At 68.8% G+C, this 15564-nt stretch carries 20 protein-coding genes; 2 read left to right on the top strand and 18 right to left on the bottom strand.

Annotated features, from left to right (window positions below):
• Positions 1–47: 47 nt before the first annotated feature.
• Together AB0I77_RS10130 and AB0I77_RS10135 are read left to right on the top strand one after the other, a co-directional pair.
• Positions 48–899 carry a helix-turn-helix transcriptional regulator gene (locus AB0I77_RS10130; protein ID WP_363281933.1) on the top strand — a complete coding sequence of 284 codons (852 nt, stop codon included), beginning with the start codon at positions 48–50 and terminating at the stop codon, positions 897–899.
• Positions 900–924: 25 nt separating this feature from the next.
• A complete protein-coding gene (locus AB0I77_RS10135; protein ID WP_363281934.1) occupies positions 925–1134 on the top strand; it encodes a DUF397 domain-containing protein in 210 nt (69 codons plus the stop codon).
• 48 nt (positions 1135–1182) lie between these two features.
• On the opposite strand, the gene AB0I77_RS10140 is transcribed toward AB0I77_RS10135, so the two are convergent.
• From AB0I77_RS10140 to AB0I77_RS10225, 18 genes are all read right to left on the bottom strand, one after another.
• Positions 1183–1464, bottom strand: coding sequence for an Arc family DNA-binding protein (locus AB0I77_RS10140; RefSeq protein ID WP_363281935.1), 282 nt, complete (start codon positions 1462–1464; stop codon positions 1183–1185).
• Between the two features lie 31 nt (positions 1465–1495).
• Positions 1496–2140 (bottom strand): OmpA family protein, encoded by a 645-nt coding sequence (locus tag AB0I77_RS10145; protein ID WP_363281936.1) that lies wholly within the window; start codon positions 2138–2140, stop codon positions 1496–1498.
• Positions 2141–2147: 7 nt separating this feature from the next.
• Entirely contained in the window at positions 2148–2726 is a 579-nt protein-coding gene (locus AB0I77_RS10150; RefSeq protein ID WP_363281937.1) for a hypothetical protein, read from the bottom strand.
• Positions 2727–2760: 34 nt separating this feature from the next.
• A complete protein-coding gene (locus AB0I77_RS10155; protein ID WP_363282078.1) occupies positions 2761–3366 on the bottom strand; it encodes a pilus assembly protein TadG-related protein in 606 nt (201 codons plus the stop codon).
• Complete coding sequence (locus tag AB0I77_RS10160) at positions 3363–3560, bottom strand: hypothetical protein (RefSeq protein WP_363282079.1); 198 nt, start codon at positions 3558–3560, stop codon at positions 3363–3365. Before AB0I77_RS10160 ends, AB0I77_RS10155 begins: the two co-directional genes overlap by 4 nt.
• 133 nt (positions 3561–3693) lie before the next feature.
• Positions 3694–4455, bottom strand: a complete 762-nt coding sequence (locus tag AB0I77_RS10165; RefSeq protein ID WP_363281938.1) for a response regulator transcription factor — start codon at positions 4453–4455, stop codon at positions 3694–3696.
• Positions 4452–5882 carry a histidine kinase gene (locus tag AB0I77_RS10170; RefSeq protein WP_363281939.1) on the bottom strand — a complete coding sequence of 477 codons (1431 nt, stop codon included), beginning with the start codon at positions 5880–5882 and terminating at the stop codon, positions 4452–4454. The genes AB0I77_RS10165 and AB0I77_RS10170 overlap by 4 nt, the downstream gene beginning before the upstream one ends.
• Positions 5883–5899: 17 nt before the next feature.
• A complete protein-coding gene (locus AB0I77_RS10175; RefSeq protein WP_363281940.1) occupies positions 5900–6787 on the bottom strand; it encodes a DUF5936 domain-containing protein in 888 nt (295 codons plus the stop codon).
• 66 nt (positions 6788–6853) lie between these two features.
• Positions 6854–7804 carry a type II secretion system F family protein gene (locus AB0I77_RS10180; RefSeq protein WP_363281941.1) on the bottom strand — a complete coding sequence of 317 codons (951 nt, stop codon included), beginning with the start codon at positions 7802–7804 and terminating at the stop codon, positions 6854–6856.
• A gap of 11 nt (positions 7805–7815) precedes the next feature.
• On the bottom strand, positions 7816–9153 hold the full coding sequence (locus AB0I77_RS10185) for a CpaF family protein (protein ID WP_363281942.1): 1338 nt from the start codon (positions 9151–9153) through the stop codon (positions 7816–7818).
• Between the two features lie 9 nt (positions 9154–9162).
• Positions 9163–9615, bottom strand: a complete 453-nt coding sequence (locus AB0I77_RS10190; RefSeq protein WP_363281943.1) for a TadE/TadG family type IV pilus assembly protein — start codon at positions 9613–9615, stop codon at positions 9163–9165.
• Position 9616: 1 nt separating this feature from the next.
• A complete protein-coding gene (locus AB0I77_RS10195; RefSeq protein ID WP_363281944.1) occupies positions 9617–9997 on the bottom strand; it encodes a TadE family protein in 381 nt (126 codons plus the stop codon).
• A 2-nt stretch (positions 9998–9999) separates the two neighbouring features.
• Positions 10000–11259, bottom strand: a complete 1260-nt coding sequence (locus tag AB0I77_RS10200; RefSeq protein WP_363281945.1) for an AAA family ATPase — start codon at positions 11257–11259, stop codon at positions 10000–10002.
• A 9-nt stretch (positions 11260–11268) separates the two neighbouring features.
• A complete protein-coding gene (gene cpaB / locus AB0I77_RS10205; RefSeq protein ID WP_363281946.1) occupies positions 11269–11976 on the bottom strand; it encodes a Flp pilus assembly protein CpaB in 708 nt (235 codons plus the stop codon).
• Positions 11977–12074: 98 nt separating this feature from the next.
• The gene (locus AB0I77_RS10210) at positions 12075–13004 is read right to left on the bottom strand and encodes a hypothetical protein (protein ID WP_363282080.1); all 930 of its coding nucleotides are present in this window, start codon (positions 13002–13004) and stop codon (positions 12075–12077) included.
• A 230-nt stretch (positions 13005–13234) separates the two neighbouring features.
• Positions 13235–13483: a hypothetical protein gene (locus AB0I77_RS10215; protein ID WP_363281947.1), complete on the bottom strand. Its 249-nt coding sequence runs from the start codon at positions 13481–13483 to the stop codon at positions 13235–13237.
• Positions 13480–14814, bottom strand: a complete 1335-nt coding sequence (locus tag AB0I77_RS10220) for a S8 family serine peptidase (protein WP_363281949.1) — start codon at positions 14812–14814, stop codon at positions 13480–13482. The genes AB0I77_RS10215 and AB0I77_RS10220 overlap by 4 nt, the downstream gene beginning before the upstream one ends.
• A gap of 271 nt (positions 14815–15085) precedes the next feature.
• Positions 15086–15508 carry an ester cyclase gene (locus AB0I77_RS10225; RefSeq protein ID WP_363281950.1) on the bottom strand — a complete coding sequence of 141 codons (423 nt, stop codon included), beginning with the start codon at positions 15506–15508 and terminating at the stop codon, positions 15086–15088.
• Between the last annotated feature and the right edge of the window lie 56 nt (positions 15509–15564).

A 15564-nucleotide genomic window follows, 5' to 3' on the forward strand; every position in this document is an offset into this window, starting at 1 on the left:
CACGCCAGTTGCTGTCGGCACACTGTGCGCGAGCGAGGAGAGTCCTGATGGCACCGAGCAGCACCCCCACCATCCGCCAGCGCCGATTCGGGCTTGAGCTGCGTCGACTACGAGAGGCAGCAGGCATGTCCGCGCCACAGGCAGCCGGCGCGCTGGGTACGGACCGCACGAATATTTCGAACATCGAGGCCGGCCGTTACGGCATCGGCGAAGAACGGCTGCGTCGGTTGGCCAGCATCTACGAGTGCAACGACGAGGCCCTGGTCGAGACGCTGGTCTCAATGACAGGTGGACGCAAGCCAGGATGGTGGGACGAATATCGGGGCAAGGTCCCGCCCGATCACCTGGACATCTCCGAGATCGAGCACTACGCGGTACGGCTTCGCACCGTCCAGACCTCGCATCTACCGGGGCTTTTTCATACGGAGGAGCACGCAAGAGCGATCTTCGACCTCGTCGTGCCCAAGCTGCCTCGGCTTGAAGTGGAACTCCGCGTCGCGCACCGGCTGGCCCGGCAGACGGTGATCACGCGCGACGCCCCTGTCCCGTACACGGGGATCATCCACGAGGCCGCCCTACGGATGCAGTTCGGCGGCCGAGAGATCGCTCGGACACAACTCGAACACTTGCTTGAGCAGAACGAGCGTGACAACGTGACCTTGCTGGTGATCCCCTTCGCCAATGGTGGCTTTCCCATGGCGGGGGATTCCATCCTGTACGCGGTGGCCGCCAACCCGCACCTGGACACTGTGCAGATGGACTCGCCGGCGGGTGCGCTGTTCTTCGACTCACCAACCCAGTTGGAAAACTTCCGCCTTCGGCTGGACCTGGCCGAGCGGACGGCGTTGACTGCGAAGAAGTCGGTGGAGTTCATCCGTCGGATCGCCAAGGAAATGTAAAAGGACATGCAAGAGGGGGCACACCTTGCCTGAGCTGCACTGGCTCAAGTCGTCCTACTCCGGGGACGGCGGCAACAACTGTGTCGAAGTCGCCGCCACGAGCAACGGCGTGGCAATCCGCGAGAGCGAGAGCCCGACCGAGCTTCTGGTGACGGATCGAGGTGCGCTGCTGTCACTCATACGCGGAGCGAAGACAGGCGCCGTGGCCCCCGAGCGGGTCAGGCCACTGAGCTGAGCGTCCGGAAGGCGCGACACTGGCAAAGAAGCGGGCGGCCAGTGAGGTTCAACGGGGCGACTCCACCTTCGCGAGTACGGCCCTGTGGGCGGCGGTGGCCTCTCGCATCTTGCGGCGCATCTCCGCCGACTCCTCGTCCGTCACGTAGTGCCCGAAGTGCTCGGCAAGGACAGCGCGGGTGCGGTCGGCCCGTTCTCTGATCTGCCGGGGCGTCAGGGTCTGAGCAGCCAGCTCCTGCATGAGGGCACGAAGACTGATCCCCCTCGCATCCGCCACGGCGGCGAGCTGGTCGCGGACTTCGGCGGGCACGCGGATCACGGCATCGGGCATGGCATGAGTATGCGTGACGTGACGCGTACGCTCAGCTCTCCCCCCGCGGGAACGACACCTCGACCCGGCGGTTCTTCTTGCGGCTGGCCTCCGTCGCGTTGGAGGCGATCGGGTACTCCTCGCCGTAGCCGCGTACCTCGAAAGTGATGTCCGAGTCGTTGAGCTCCTGGGCCAGGACGTCCTCTACGGCGTTGGCGCGCTGCTTGGACAGGACGTCGCCGTGGGCCGAGGAGCCGAGGTTGTCGGTGAAACCGAAGACGCGGATCTGCGTCGCGTTCTGGGCCTTGATCTCGTCCGCGATCCCGGAGATCCGGGCCTTCGCCTCGCCGTTGAGTTTCGCGCTGTCCTTGCCGAACAGGACCTCGGCCTGCAACGCGAATTTCACGTCCGCGTTGGTGTCCTCGCGCCGTTCGTCGCCGCTTTGGTCTTCGACGACCTGCTTGATGTCCAGGACCTTGGGTTCGGCGAGGGTTCCGCCCTCGGGGAGCTTGAGGTCGGGGTCGTTGGCGTCGACGGTTACGGGGGCGGAGGCGGTGGGTTCGGTGCCGGGGGGGACGCTGGGGGAATCGTCGGCGCGGGCGGGGGGTGCGGTGAGGATGGTGGCGGCCATCAGGGTGGCGGCGGTGAGGATGAGGGTGAGACGTGGAGGCGTGGATCGGGGCGAGGTGTCGGTCATAGTGGCCTCACCCGGAGATCGTGATGTCGGCAGGAGCGAACATGGGCAGTTGGAAGGACACCTCGGACGTTTCGTTGGGCGGCGCGGGGAACTGCATGAACACTGGGATGGACTCGCCGGACTTGATCGTCGAGACCCCGGTCGTGGTAAGGGGCCGACCATCGGTGTCACGCAGGACGTAGTAGCGCTTCTTGCCCTTCGAGTCCACCAACGTGGCTCCTCCGAAGGAACGACCGTTTCTCAGGATCTCGGTCTCGCTGCCGCTCAATTGCGCAGGGATGGTAAGCGACTTGTCGCTATCGTTCTTAAGGTTGCCGCCCACCGTGACGAAGCCGCCGGAATCCCGGTTGGCCGAGGTGATCTCAAGCATCAACCCGTCGGGCCCCTTCAACTCGGCCATGGGGGTTTCCGACTGACCTTCCTGAGCACTCGGCTGAGTTCCGTCACCCTCGGAAGCCGACGCCGACGCCTCCGGCTTCTTGTCGTCGCCGCCTCCCCCGCAGCCGGCCACACCGACGGCCAGACCGGCCGCAACGGCCAACGCGACCATCCCCCTGCGGGCCTTCGCAGTGAACCGAATGCTCATCTCTTCGCTTCCTTCATAACTCGTCATTCGCTCGTCAGTCGGCCAGATGGACGTCGAAGAGGTCCTCGGGTCCCGGAAGATCGGTGAGGTCGTCCGGATCCAGCTCCCAGGTCCGGTCGTCCTTGCAGGTGAGCGCCGGAAGTACGTCGTCCCCCGCGTCCTCGCCGGGGAGCTCGAACGTACAGAGCGACTCGATCTCGGCGGTGGCGGATGCCGTTGACTTCATGTCGTCCGTACCAGGAACGATCGAGTCTCCGACGGTCTTGTCGGTCTGCACCTCGACCTTGTAGTACAAGGGCTCCGGCGACCAGCAGTCGTTCACACCGGCATCGTTCTGCGCGGCCAGTTGGTATGCGCGCCCGCAGCCGTCGAACTCCACCCCGTTGCCATTGAAGATGGCCTGCCACTTCGTCGGGTCGAGTACGTCCTTCACCCACTGGTCCGCGAGTTGGTCCCGGGTGTCCAGGGCCGCCGCGAGTGCCGCCGCGTCGGCTGCCGTCTGGGCGCCGTTCCGATTCGCCGCTGCCTGGCCGACAGCAAGGTACGCGAACGCCAGAAAGAGCAGGCCCGCCACCACCGTGATGTAGATGGGAAAGGCCTGCCCTGCGTCACTGCACCTACGAGACGATGACCGCGTCAGCCGCCGGTGACTTCGGTGATCTTGTCCGTGATCGCGTTGTAGATCGTCTGCCCGATGTCCGTCCCCGTAATCGCCAACACAATCGCCACCACCACCGCAATGATCCCCAGATACTCCACCGCGGTCTGCCCCTTGTCGTTCCGGGCGGCGCGGGACTGAAGGTACGAGACGGTCGTGTTGATCCAGTTGCTCATGGTGTGCCCCTCGGGTGTCGTCGCCTCCGGCATGCGCAACGTACGCCCGAAGGCCCCGTTCGGCACAGGGCCCCAGGGCCCAATTCCGGGCCCGGCGACGGTCCCGGCCGCTCCCCCCTCGTGTCACCACGGCTCACCCCAGCCCTCGGAGTGAACTCGGCGCCGTGCCCAGCCACTTCGCCGCGGCCTCGGAACGGCTTGTGCTGTGGAGCTTGGCGAAGATGCGGTTGATGTGGTTCTTGACCGTCTTCTCGCTGATGAAGCAGGTGGCGGCGATCTGCTGGTTGTTCATCCCCGATGCGATGAGGTCCATGATCTCCGCCTCCCTCGTGCTCAGTTGGAACCGCAACCTCGACGACTGTCCCACAGTTGGTTGCAGTTGCGAAAGCACTTTGGAGGAATTGGGGGGTGCGGGAATGCCCCGCACGGTGAAATGCCCTGGTGGAGCGGACAGGTCGCGATGCGCTTGTGGAAGGAGAGCCTCCACATATTCGTATGCAGTCGCACTCTTCTGTGCTGCCGCCGCCCGCACCGCCGTCACCAGTTCGTCCGCCGTGAACTCGCCGTGGACCAGGTAGCCGCAGGCACCTCGGCGCAGGGCCTCCTGGACGATCTCCGTCTCCTGGCTGTAGGTCAGCATCATCACCGGGGCGATCCGCACCAGGTACGGGAGTGCCGAGATGCCGTCCACGCCGGGCATGCGGACGTCCAGAAGGACGATGTCGGGGCGGTGGCGGTCGGCCGCCTCGCAGGCCTGGCGGCCGTCGACGGCCTCCGCGACGACCGTGATGTCCTCGCGGCCGGAGAGCAGGGCGGTGAGGCCCGCTCGGACCACCGGGTTGTCGTCGGCCACGACGACCCGTAGGCCGGGGGTAGGAGTGGAGTGGTCTCTCATCGCCAGGCCTTCTCTCGTGTTGTGGGGGGTGAGGGCAGTGCCGTCAAGGGGAGTTCCAGCAGGACCTCCGTGCCACTCGGATGGGCCCCCCTGCCGATGCGGATGCGGGCGCCGATCGACTCCGCGCGCTCGACCATGCCGACCAGGCCGAAGTGGCCCGACTTGCGAAGCTGTTCGAGGGTGGTGTCGGGAGGCAGGCCGCTTCCGTCGTCGTACACGCTGATGCATAGCAGGTCGCCCTCGACTCCCGCGCGTACCTCGACGCGGGTCGCGGACGCGTGGCGGTGGGCGTTCTCCATGGCCTCCCCGGCGATGGTGAGGAGTTGGCGGGCCACGGTGGGTGGGATCGGGGGCGGCGGCCCCGTCTGGTGGTAGGTCGCCGGGAGTGTGGTGCGGGTGCTGAAGTCCTGTGTGCGGATCGCCAGTTCCGTGAGTATGTCCGTGCCTTCGGGTGCGTCGGGGGCCGACTGCCGACGCAGGTCCGACAGGAGTTCGCGGGACTCGGCGGCGGCCCTGCGCGCCGAGCGGGCCACCAGCTCCGCCTGTTGCTTGATGAGGGCCGGGTCCATGTCGGACGCGCTCGCCGAGTTGGCGAGGCCGTCGGCGGCCAGGGCCACGCCGTGGAGTGTCTTGGCGACGGAGTCGTGCATCTCGCGGGCCAGACGGGCCCGTTCCGCGCCGACCGCCTCCGCGACGGCGAGGCGGGCCTGGACGGTGGTCAGGGCCTGGGTCGCGGCGCCGAAGCGGAGCATCAACCCTCGCAGGGTCGAGCCGACCGCGCCCGTGATGACGCACAGGCCGGGGAGGAGCAAGGACTCCGCGACGTCGCCGCCGGTGTCCTTCAGGGCCGTGTGGACAACCAGGAGGATCAGCGACTGGAGGGAGGCGAAGACGGCCGCTCCGCGCCAGCCGTAGACGATGCCGGCGAGGAGCGGGGTGCAGACGCTGACGTAGGCGAGGGTGGTGTCCGGGCCCGCGGAGATCAGGAGCAGGGAGCCGAAGAGGGTGTCCACGGCCAGGAGGGTGGGGTGGCGGAGGAGGAGGGGGCCGAAGCGTTCCCAGTCCCTGAAGAGGACGTACGAGCCCATGAAAGTGACGACCACGGCGGCGCCGACGAGGCGGACGCCGAGGCCGGGGGTGGCGTTGAGGAGGGCGGAGGGGGTTGCCAGGGCGATCATTGCCAGGCGGAAGCCGAATACCTGGCGGCACATTGCCTGTAGGGCGTTGATTTGAACTGGGATCGCGGGTGCGGGTACGTCTGAGTGCACCCGGCCTTCGGCCGGGTTTTTGTTCCCACCCGCACCACCCGTACTACTTTCGTTGTCGAGTGCGGGTGGCCCCTGTGGGGCTCGATCGCCGTCGGCGGCCGCGCGTCCATACCCCGGCCCCGACCGGCGACCCTTCCTCGTCGTCCTCACCGTCGACATCGCCATCCCCCAACCCCCTACTCCCCCGTAATGGACCCGAAGTCCGTCCCCGACCCCAGCAGCAGCCCCGCCCCCAGCAGGATCATCGTGGCCGGAACCATGAACGTCGTGATCATCATCGTGGCCTTGGGCACCGCCCGGGCGGCCTTGCGGCGGGCGTTCTGGGCGTCCGTGCGGCGCATGTCCTTCGCCAGGGAGACGAGCGTGTCGACGATCGGTGCGCCCAGTTCCTCCCCCTGTTGCAGTGCCGTCACGAACATCGCCACCTGTTCCGAGTCGTTGCGACGGCGGAGTTCCGCGAACGCCTGCCGCCGGCTCATCCCCAGGTCCATCTGCCGTAGCGTGATGCGGAGTTCGTCCGCCCACGGGCCCTCGTACTTCGACGCCACCCGGTCCAAGGCCTGCCGAAAGCCCAGCCCCGCGCTCACCACGACCGCCAGTACGTCCAGGAAGTCCGGCAGCGTGCGCTCGATCACGTCCTTTCTGATCCGGATCGCCGACCATATGCCGACCTCCGTCCAGAACGCGCCGAAGGCCAGCAGGAGCAAGGCCAGCAGTACGTTGCCGCGCAGCAGGAACACCAGGAAGCCGACCCCGCCCAGGGCGCCGTACACCGCACGGCGGGCCGCGTAGCGGTCGATCGTCAGGCCGCCGGGGTTGCCCGCCAGGTCGATCTTGCGGCGGTATTTCGCGACCTGCTTGGGGCCCATCAGACGCAGGACCGCCGGGGCGTAGCGCATGCCCATGCGGTCGATCAGCGAGTCCACCGCGCCGGTGCGGGTGGCGCCGACCTCCAGGGCCAGCGCCAGGTCGCTGGGCAGCTTCGCGTCCGCCCGGTACATGCGGATGCCGGTGAAGGCGCCCCAGACGGCGAGGCCCATCAGCAGTGCCAGCAGGAGTGCCATCTCCTCAGCCCCTCTCCTCAGTCCCTCTTCAGTCCCTAGTCCCTCTTCGCAATCCCTCTCAGCCGCTCATACGTCGATCCGCGACAGGCGGCGTATCAGGACGAAGCCCACCGCGTAGAGAGCGAACGCGATGACGACCGCCGCCTGGCCCGCCGGCGAGCCCGTCATGCGGTCCAGGGCGCCGTCCTTCACCCCGTTCATCAGGAACAACGAGCCCACGCCCAGGACCGGCACCGCGTACGACGTCATGTTGACCTGGGACAGCTGGGTGCGGACCTCGCGCCTGGTCTCCTTGCGCTCCTCCAGGGTCTCCGTCAGGTTCCGCAGCGCGCTCACCACCTGGCCGCCCGCCCGGTTGGACAGGACCAGGGTCGTGACCAGGACGACCAGCTCCCGTGACGGCAGCCGGTCCGCCATTTCGCCCAGGGCGTCGTCCATCGTCGCGCCCATCGCCAACTGGCTGTCCACCTTGGCGAGTTCCTCGCCCGCCGGTGCCTCCAGTTCCTCCGCCGCCATCCCGATCGCCGTGCGCAGGGCGAGGCCCGCCTGGGTCGCGTTGGCCAGGATGCGGGACATCTCGGGGAGTTGGTTGATGAACTTCTCGATGCGTTTCTGGCGCTGCCAGTTGAGGAACTGGACCGCCGCCCAGATGCCCAGCAGCCCGGCGATCGGTCCGAAGAAGGGTGCCAGGGTCGCCTGGCCGATCAGCCACAGGCCGGCGACCGCGACGAGCATCGCGGCGAAGAACTCGCCCGGGGTCACGTCCAGGCCCGTGGCCGACAGGCGGAGTTCCAGCTTCCGGCCCAGTTTCGTACGGCGCAGTCGGCGGTCCAGGTCGCGGAAGTGGCGCTGTCGGCCGGTGACGGGTATCTGGCCGGCGGACGCGAGGCGGTCGACGAGGGCCGCCCGCTGCGCCCTGCCCTTGGCGTAGGTGTGCACGCCCAGGACGGCCAGCACGCAGGTCAGCAGCGTGACGCCGATGGTGAGCGTGACGAGGTTCTGGATATCTGGGTCCATGGGGGCGGTTCCTACCTGGCTTCTCGGATGGTCAGCTGGCCTGCGGACTGGGCCACGCCGTAGGCCTGGGGTGTGGGCTGGCTCGCCATGTAGAGGCGGTCGGCGGTGCGGCGCGGGAGGGGGAAGTGCTGGAAGTGGCCGTATATCCGGCCGTCGGCGGCCATCGGCTGGGCGTCGAAGCGGGCGACCGTGGCCAGTCGGTACGGCTCTCCGCCGTGGCTGTCGAGCAGGGCGATCTCGGTGATGCGGCGGACGCCGTCGGCGAATCGGGTGAGCTGGATGATGACGTCGACGGCGCTGTTGATCTGGTCGTGCAGCGCCTCGAAGGGGATCTCGACCTCGGACATGGACGACAGGGTCTTCAGTCGCATCAGCGCGTCCTCGGCGCTGTTGGCGTGCACGGTGGCGAGGGAGCCGTCGTGGCCCGTCGACATCGCCTGGAGCATGTCGAGGGCCTCGCCGCCGCGGACCTCACCGACGACGATGCGGTCGGGGCGCATCCGCAGCGAGTTGCGGACGAGGTCGCGGATGGTGATACGGCCCTGCCCCTCGACGTTCGCCGGGCGCGACTCCAGCCGGACCACGTGCCGTTGCTGGAGCTGGAGTTCGGCCGAGTCCTCGATGGTGATGATGCGGTCGGTGTCGGGGATGAGGCCGGAGAGGGCGTTGAGGAGGGTCGTCTTTCCGGTGCCCGTCGCGCCCGAGACGATGATGTTGAACCGTGCCTGCACCAGGCCCGCCAGCAGGTACAGCATGTGCTCGTCGAGGGAGCCGAAGCCGACCAGTTCCTGGAGCGTGAAGGAGCGCGGGAAGCGGCGGATGGTGAGGATGGCGCCGGTGAGCGACAGCGGCGGGATGATCACGTTCACGCGCTCGCCGGAGGGGAGGCGGGCGTCGACCATCGGGTTCGACTCGTCCACCCGCCGGTTGACCGTCGAGACGATCCGCTCGATGGTCTGCATCAGCTGGTCGTGCGAGGGGAAGCGCAGCGGCAGCTGCTCGACCCGGCCACCGCGTTCGACGAAGATCGCGTCGGGGCCGTTCACCATGATCTCCGTGATGGACGCGTCTTCGAGGAGCGGCTCCAGGATGCCGAGACCGAGTGCCTCGTCGACCACCCTGCGGATCAGCTGGGAGCGCTCCACCGTCGACAGGACCGGGCCCTCACGGCTGATGATGTGCCCGAGCACGCGCTCCAGCCGGGCCCGGCGCTCGGCCGCGGCCAGCGCGCTCATCTCCGCGAGGTCGATCTCCTCCAGGAGCTTGGCCCGGTAGGAGGCGACCAGATGGCCGTCCTCGCCCCGGTTGCCGTTGTCTTCGGGGGAGTTGATGCGTGACCGCAGGCTCATGGTGGATCCTCAGTGGTCGAGCGGCATGGTGGCGGTCTTCTGGGCGTCGCCGAAGTCCCACCCGGGGACGAACTGCGGGATCGCGATCCGGGCGGTGACCGTGACCTCTTCGGCGCCGGGCGCCTCGGTGCACTCGGTCTGGTCCGCCAGCCAGGAGCTGACCGCGTTCTGGCAGCCCTCCTGAGCGGCACCCGGCTCGAGCGAGGCGGCCCGCGCCCCCGCCCTGGCCGCCGTCCCCGCCTGCTGCGCGGTGTACGCGATCAGCCCGATCTGCACGCCGGCCATCGCGACGAGGATCAGGATCGGGATGAACCCGAGGTACTCGAGGGCGACTTGGCCACGATCGCGCCTCCGATCGCGCCTCCGGTCGCGCCCCCGCCGGTCCCGCCCCCGATCGCGCCCTCGCCCTTTACCGTCGTACGACCCGCGCCCCTCACCGTCGTACGACATGTCACTCGACATGTCACTTCGCCTCCTCTACGGCGCCCGCGTGGCCGTCCACTGTGAACGGGAAGCCGATCGAGCCGGGGAAGAGGACCGGGACCTCGAGATGAACATCGGCTGTGACATAGCCGTCGGCCGTGTTGCAGTCCACCGTGCCGGTCCACGCGCCCGGGAGTTTGTCCAGGCCCGCTGCCTGGCACGCTCCCAGCCGCTCCCCCGGCTCCGCCACCGTCGCCGCGTGTACCGCCTCGTCCGCAGCATTCCCCGCGAGCGTGTACGTGTATCCCAGCAGCACGAACTGCCACATCAGCACCAGCGTCAGGATGATCAGCGGGGTCATGCCGAGGAACTCGATGGTGACCTGGCCTTGGTCCCGTCGCCCGATGGAGGATGCCCGCATCGCTACCCCCCGATCTCTCTGCGCCGCCGGAATCCGATCGCCCCCCGGTCGCCGCCCCGGAACCGGCCGGCGCGGTGGCCCGCCCCCTCGGCGCCCTTGATCAGCCCCAACTCACCCGCGAGGCCCCACAGGGCCTGTTTCACCGTGCCCTTGCTGTCGAGTTCGTGGACTCGGCCCGCGTCCACCGCGCCCTGGAGTTCCTTGAAGTTGGCCGGGATGACCGTGGCCGCGATGCCCGTGCCGGTGATCTTCTGGATGAGCGACGGCTGTATCTCCGTACCGCGGGTGTGGCGGTTGACGACGACCGTCGTCTCCTCGGCCTTGCGGATCTGGAGCCGGTCCCACATCCGTACCGTGCGCTTGGCGCCCCGGACCGCGACCACGTCCGGGGTCGTGACCAGCAGGGCCGTGTCGGCCATCTCCACGGCGGCCGCGCCCGCGCCGCTGAGCTGGGCGCCGCAGTCGACGACGACGACCTCGTAGCGGGAGCGCAGGGCGCCGACGATCTGGCGGGCGGCCCGGTCGGTGACCTCCTCGCCGCGTTCGCCCTCGCCGGGGGCGAGCAGCAGCGCGACGCCGGTGTCGTGGCGGAAGACGGCGTCGGCGAGGACGCGCGGGGAGATGTCGGTGATGGTCGCGAGGTCTACGACCGAGCGGCGGAACTGGACGTCCAGGTAGGCGGCGATGTCGCCGGTCTGAAGGTCCATGTCGACCAGGGCCGCGTTGCGGCCGGACGCCTGGGCGGCGAGGGCGAGCTGGATGGAGGTGAGGGTCGCTCCCACGCCGCCCTTCGCCCCGCTGACCGTGACGACGGTGCCGCCGACGCCGGTGAACACGTCGCCGCCGGCGCCCAGATGACGCCGTACGCCGATCGACCACTGGGCCACCGCATGGACGCGGTTGGCGAGTTCCTCGTACCCGAGGGGCAGCGAGATCAGACCGCGGGCGCCGTAGTCCATGGCGGCCTGGAAGAGGCCGGGGCTGACGTCGGAGGTGACGAGGATGACCCCTACGGAGGGGAAGCGGAGGGCGACTTCCCGGATGAGTTCGAGAGCCGGGACCGGGCCGATGCGCTCATGGACGACGACGACCTCGGGCAGTTCGTCGATCGACTCGGCGGCCAGGCGCCCGAGGGTGTCGATGAGCTGGGTGGAGTCGACCACCGGTGCCACCGGTTCGGCGTCCGGAAGCTGGCTGAGCAGCGTGGTGAGGGACCGGATCGCGTCCGCGTCGCCGACTGCCGGGAGGATCCTCGTGGGCATGGCCGCGTCTCACTTGTCCTTCGCGAGTTCGTAGGTGCGGTCCTGTTCCGGTACGGCGGTGTCGGTGCCGGGCGCGACGAGCGCGAGCCGGACCTCCTTGGCGAACGACTCCGCGTACGTGATGCGCTGGGCGTCGACGGTGGAGAGCGCGAAGGTGATGGGGACGGCGTCGGTGTCCTGCCGGGTGTTGTCGTCCTCGTCGGGCCGAAGGGCGGTCAGCTTGCCGACGTCGAGGACCCTGGCGTTGGTGACGATGATCTTGGACTGGTCGGGGTCGCCCTCGCGCTGTCCCTCGAAGGTGGCGTACACATTGACCTTGGCGTCCGCCGTGATCTTGCCGGCGACCCCGGTGGCCGCGTCGATCATGATGGCGACCTCCTGCTCCCCGGGCCGCAGCGCGGGCTGGTCGACGATCATGTCGCTCTGGAGCAGGGAGCCCGCCTTCAGCGTCGTCACGGCGACCTTGCCGCGGATCTCGGCGAGGTTGGTGACGGCGTTGCCGGACAGCCACCGCTCCGGCATCTCGATCTTCTCGAACTGGCCCGCGGTGAGGCTGGTGTAGGGCGCCACGTCGGCCTTGAGCTGATACGCCTCGACCTCGGGGCCGACCTTGGACTTCACGTCGTTGACGACGGACAGCACGCCGGCGAAGGCGCCGAGGGCGCACAGGACCGACAGGAGCAGGAGTATCACGCCGCGGCGCTGACGGGAGTTCATGAACCGTACAACCTCATCGGGGGGGGGTTGGGTCGAGCGGAGTCGGATGATGGAGCGGGCTCTTCTGGCTCACCAGGCGGGCAATTGTTTCCTCGGGCTCACCCGGCGGGCAATTGTTTCCGATGCCCGGGTGCGCTGTCGTACGCGAGGGCCTTTTGGTGAGCTGGCTGGTGCGCGGGCGAACCCGGTGACTCGGGTGAGGTCGCGGAGCAGAAGACGCAGCGGTCGCCGATGACGTCGATGCCGCACCAGTGGCAGGTGCTCTGCCGTACCGAGGTGACCAGTTGGTAGAGGACCGACAGGTCGGGCAGGAAGGTGCAGAACTCGATCAGCTTGCCGGTCCCCCACCACTGCGCGGACTCGGCCGGCAGCGCGGTTTCGCGCAGGCCCTGCACGCTCCAGGACTTGGCCAGGGTGGCGGTGACCCAGTCGGACTCGAGCTGGCCCCGGGCGACCAGCATCGACGTGGCGAACTCGGGGCCCGCGAGGGTGGCGCCGGGCCCGATGCGGACGAGCTGCGGCTGCGGGTGGGCGAGTACGCCGAACTGGCTGCCCGGCACCCAGGACTTGGCGTGCGACTTGAGGCCCACGGGAACACGGTCGAGCTTGGCGACGGAGCCGAGCAGCGCCCCGGCGTGGATGTAGTGGGTGAGCAGCCGGGCGGCCGAGGCGAGCACGCCGGGGCTCAGGTCGCAGGAGGCGAGCTGCCTCAACTGGCGGGCCAGCACGGCGAGTCCGAGGGGCGGCAGATCAGGACGGAACAGGGCGATCCGGTCGCTCTCCAGGAGGGAGCGCACGGTGAGCAGCCGTCGCTCGACCTCCCGGGGGACGGCCTGCGAGCACACGACGATCACATGCCCGTGCACGTCGATCAGCGACTGAAGTGCGGCCACCGACTGGTCGAGCGGCCGGCGGTCCAGGTCCGGCAGGACCGCGGCGGGCACGGTTCGCTCGTCCTGTGGCGACAGCGCCATGTCGGCGCTGGTCACAGCAATGGCAGTTGGCACGCGCAGCTCCCCGAATCCCATGCCCGTGGGCCCGTCCGGCGTCACTCCGGCGCACCCGGTCGACTTCACTGCGTGACTACCTGAGCACTGTATCCACGCCTCTGTGACCGGAGAACAGCGTTTCTGTGACTTCCTTCCGTTCTCCGTGGGTCAAAAGGGGAGGATTCAGGCGCAGTTGGGCAGCTGGACCGCGGGCACAAGGTGCCGTGACCAGAAACGCCCCGGGCTCGGGCCCGGGGCGTTCCTTGGACTCACTGGATCGGGGAGTCGGGCGGGGGGAGCCGGATGATGCGCTCCCGGTCGACGGCTTCGACGCCGTCGACCGCTTCCAGGGCCGGAATCCGGTCCTCCGCGACGGTGCCGGACAGCGTGCCGAGCACGGGCTGCTCGCCCGTGACCGTCAGCCCGGCCCGCCGCAGGGCCTCGACCACTTCCGCGAACCGGTCGGGGTCGACCGCGAGGATGACCCCGACCGGCTCGGAGTGGGACGACTCGCTCACGGGGCCTGGAGCAGGCCCGAGCCGACGTCCCTGATGGGCTGCATCAGCGGGAAGGCGCTGGACAGCAGACTGGCCTTGAGTTCGGCCGCGGAGGCGTTGGGGTTCGCCTGGACGAGCAGCGCGACGACGCCCGCGACGTGCGGCGTGGCCATGCTGGTGCCCATGAACCTCTGGTACCCGCCGCCAGGGGCGGCCGAGTGCACGTCGACGCCCGGCGCGGCGATGTTGACCTCGCCACCCTGGCTGTTGATGCCTCCGCAGGAGAAGAACGCCGTCTGCATCGCCTTGTCGAGTGCGCCCACCGCGAGGATGGAGGGGCAGTTGGCGGGCCGGTTGACGGGGTCGATCCTCCCGGGCCGACGGCTGTCGTTGCCCGCGGCGGCGACGATCAGTGTCCCGCGTTCGAGCGCACGCCGGGCCAGGATCTCGTACACCTGCGGGAAGAGCTCACCCGGCTTGACCGGAGCGCCGAGCGACATGGAGATCACGCGTGCGCCGCGGGCGACCGCCCAGGCCATGCCGGCCAGGATCTGGCCGTCCGTGCCACTGCCGTTGTTGTCGAGTACCTTTCCGGCGAGTACCCGCGCGTCGGGTGCCACGCCGTAGCGGGGCCCCGTCTGGGGTTTGGCCGGACCGGCGGCGGTGCCGATGCAGTGCGTGCCGTGGCCGAAGACGTCTTCGACACTCTCGCCCTGCACGAAGGAGGCCGTCTCCTCGATGCACCTGATCAGGTCCGGGTGGTCGGTGTCCACACCGGTGTCGAGGACGGCGATCTTCACATCGCGTCCGGTCATGCCGGAGATGTTGGCCCTGATCGCCTGGAGGCCCCAGGTCGTGTTCTGCTCGTCCCAGGCAGGGCCCTGGAACGCGGCGGCTTCGGCCTTGCTCTGCCGGGCGACCACTTCCTCGTCGCTGCGGTAGGCCGGGAAGAACTCGGTCGGCGCCTGCTGCGGGGCGGTGATCGGCGAGGCGTAGACCATGCGCTCCGGCTCCGCCGCGATGATCGAGTTCTCCGTCTCGGCCGTGGTCACCAGCGCGTGGCGCTGCTCGGGCCGCACTTCCACGACGGCGGCGGCGAGGTCTTCGAAGTGCACCGAGATGTCGGGGCGCTCGAGGAGTTCGGCGACGTTCGCGGTCTCGGTTCCCCGGACACGTTCGACGGACGCGATGTCGGCGGAGGAACGCAGCGCGTTCAGTCCGCTCTCCTGGTTACTCGGGTCGAGCAGGATCACGTACCGACCGGTGTACTCCGAGCCCTGTCCTCCGACGGGGCCACTGGGCCGATTGGGCTGCTCGCCGAAGGCGCGCCTGTCCATGGGGCCGTTCGCCATTGAATTTCCCACTTTCTGTGTGCTTCCCCCGGTTCGTGGACGCGCGCCAATTCACCGCGTGTAGGCGCCAAGAGTGGTGGGGCGCGGTTCAGCCGTGATCGACGCGTGATGCCGTCCCTTGCAAGGCAGTCCCTTGCCGGGCCGTCGGCATTGCCCTCCCTCGTTCACCGTCGCACCGGTCACGGGGGCCCGCAACACGGCGCCGCTGTCCGCGGGAGGGGGCTTCGAGGTGCGGCGGTCACCATCTGGCCGCCAGGGGAAGGATGTTCTTTCACGGACCCAACTGGTCGCGCATCGCGTCCGCGTCGCGCAGGGCCCAGTGCTCGACGATTCGGCCGTTGCGGACCCGGACCATGTCCATGCCGAGGACCTCGTAGCGTCGGCCGGAGGCCGTGTGGGTGCCCCGGAGGGTGTACCGGTTGGCGGAGGTGTCGCCGGAGACGAGGTTCTGTTCGATCGTCACCGAGACGTCGTGGAATGCACTGCCCGCGCTCACCGACTCCCACTTCTGACGCCAGGCGTCGCGTCCACGGTGATCGCCCTCCGTGCCTCCCCGGTGGTCGACGACCTCCGGATCGACCAGTGTCAGGGCGTCTTCGAGTCGGCCTTCCAGGATCTGCGCGTAGCTCTCGACGGTGCGCCGGTGGATCTCTCCTGGTCCTGCGTGTGCGGTGTCTTCCGTTCCCTGCGACATGCTGCGTCTCCCCTGCTGGTCACACCTGAGCGGAAAACGGGGACCTCCCCGTTCGC

It is taken from the genome of Streptomyces sp. NPDC050619, assembly GCF_040654815.1.
Lineage (GTDB): Bacteria > Actinomycetota > Actinomycetes > Streptomycetales > Streptomycetaceae > Streptomyces.

What these genes read in the sequence shown, in the direction of transcription:
- AB0I77_RS10130 (WP_363281933.1), top strand. Translation starts at nt 48, where the DNA reads ATGGCACCGAGCAGCACCCCCACCATCCGCCAGCGCCGATTCGGGCTT.
- AB0I77_RS10140 (WP_363281935.1), bottom strand. Translation starts at nt 1,464, where the DNA reads ATGCCCGATGCCGTGATCCGCGTGCCCGCCGAAGTCCGCGACCAGCTC.
- AB0I77_RS10145 (WP_363281936.1), bottom strand. Translation starts at nt 2,140, where the DNA reads ATGACCGACACCTCGCCCCGATCCACGCCTCCACGTCTCACCCTCATC.
- AB0I77_RS10150 (WP_363281937.1), bottom strand. Translation starts at nt 2,726, where the DNA reads ATGAGCATTCGGTTCACTGCGAAGGCCCGCAGGGGGATGGTCGCGTTG.
- AB0I77_RS10160 (WP_363282079.1), bottom strand. Translation starts at nt 3,560, where the DNA reads ATGAGCAACTGGATCAACACGACCGTCTCGTACCTTCAGTCCCGCGCC.
- AB0I77_RS10165 (WP_363281938.1), bottom strand. Translation starts at nt 4,455, where the DNA reads ATGAGAGACCACTCCACTCCTACCCCCGGCCTACGGGTCGTCGTGGCC.
- AB0I77_RS10170 (WP_363281939.1), bottom strand. Translation starts at nt 5,882, where the DNA reads ATGTCGACGGTGAGGACGACGAGGAAGGGTCGCCGGTCGGGGCCGGGG.
- AB0I77_RS10175 (WP_363281940.1), bottom strand. Translation starts at nt 6,787, where the DNA reads ATGGCACTCCTGCTGGCACTGCTGATGGGCCTCGCCGTCTGGGGCGCC.
- AB0I77_RS10180 (WP_363281941.1), bottom strand. Translation starts at nt 7,804, where the DNA reads ATGGACCCAGATATCCAGAACCTCGTCACGCTCACCATCGGCGTCACG.
- AB0I77_RS10185 (WP_363281942.1), bottom strand. Translation starts at nt 9,153, where the DNA reads ATGAGCCTGCGGTCACGCATCAACTCCCCCGAAGACAACGGCAACCGG.
- AB0I77_RS10190 (WP_363281943.1), bottom strand. Translation starts at nt 9,615, where the DNA reads ATGTCGAGTGACATGTCGTACGACGGTGAGGGGCGCGGGTCGTACGAC.
- AB0I77_RS10195 (WP_363281944.1), bottom strand. Translation starts at nt 9,997, where the DNA reads ATGCGGGCATCCTCCATCGGGCGACGGGACCAAGGCCAGGTCACCATC.
- AB0I77_RS10200 (WP_363281945.1), bottom strand. Translation starts at nt 11,259, where the DNA reads ATGCCCACGAGGATCCTCCCGGCAGTCGGCGACGCGGACGCGATCCGG.
- cpaB (WP_363281946.1), bottom strand. Translation starts at nt 11,976, where the DNA reads ATGAACTCCCGTCAGCGCCGCGGCGTGATACTCCTGCTCCTGTCGGTC.
- AB0I77_RS10210 (WP_363282080.1), bottom strand. Translation starts at nt 13,004, where the DNA reads ATGGGATTCGGGGAGCTGCGCGTGCCAACTGCCATTGCTGTGACCAGC.
- AB0I77_RS10220 (WP_363281949.1), bottom strand. Translation starts at nt 14,814, where the DNA reads ATGGCGAACGGCCCCATGGACAGGCGCGCCTTCGGCGAGCAGCCCAAT.
- AB0I77_RS10225 (WP_363281950.1), bottom strand. Translation starts at nt 15,508, where the DNA reads ATGTCGCAGGGAACGGAAGACACCGCACACGCAGGACCAGGAGAGATC.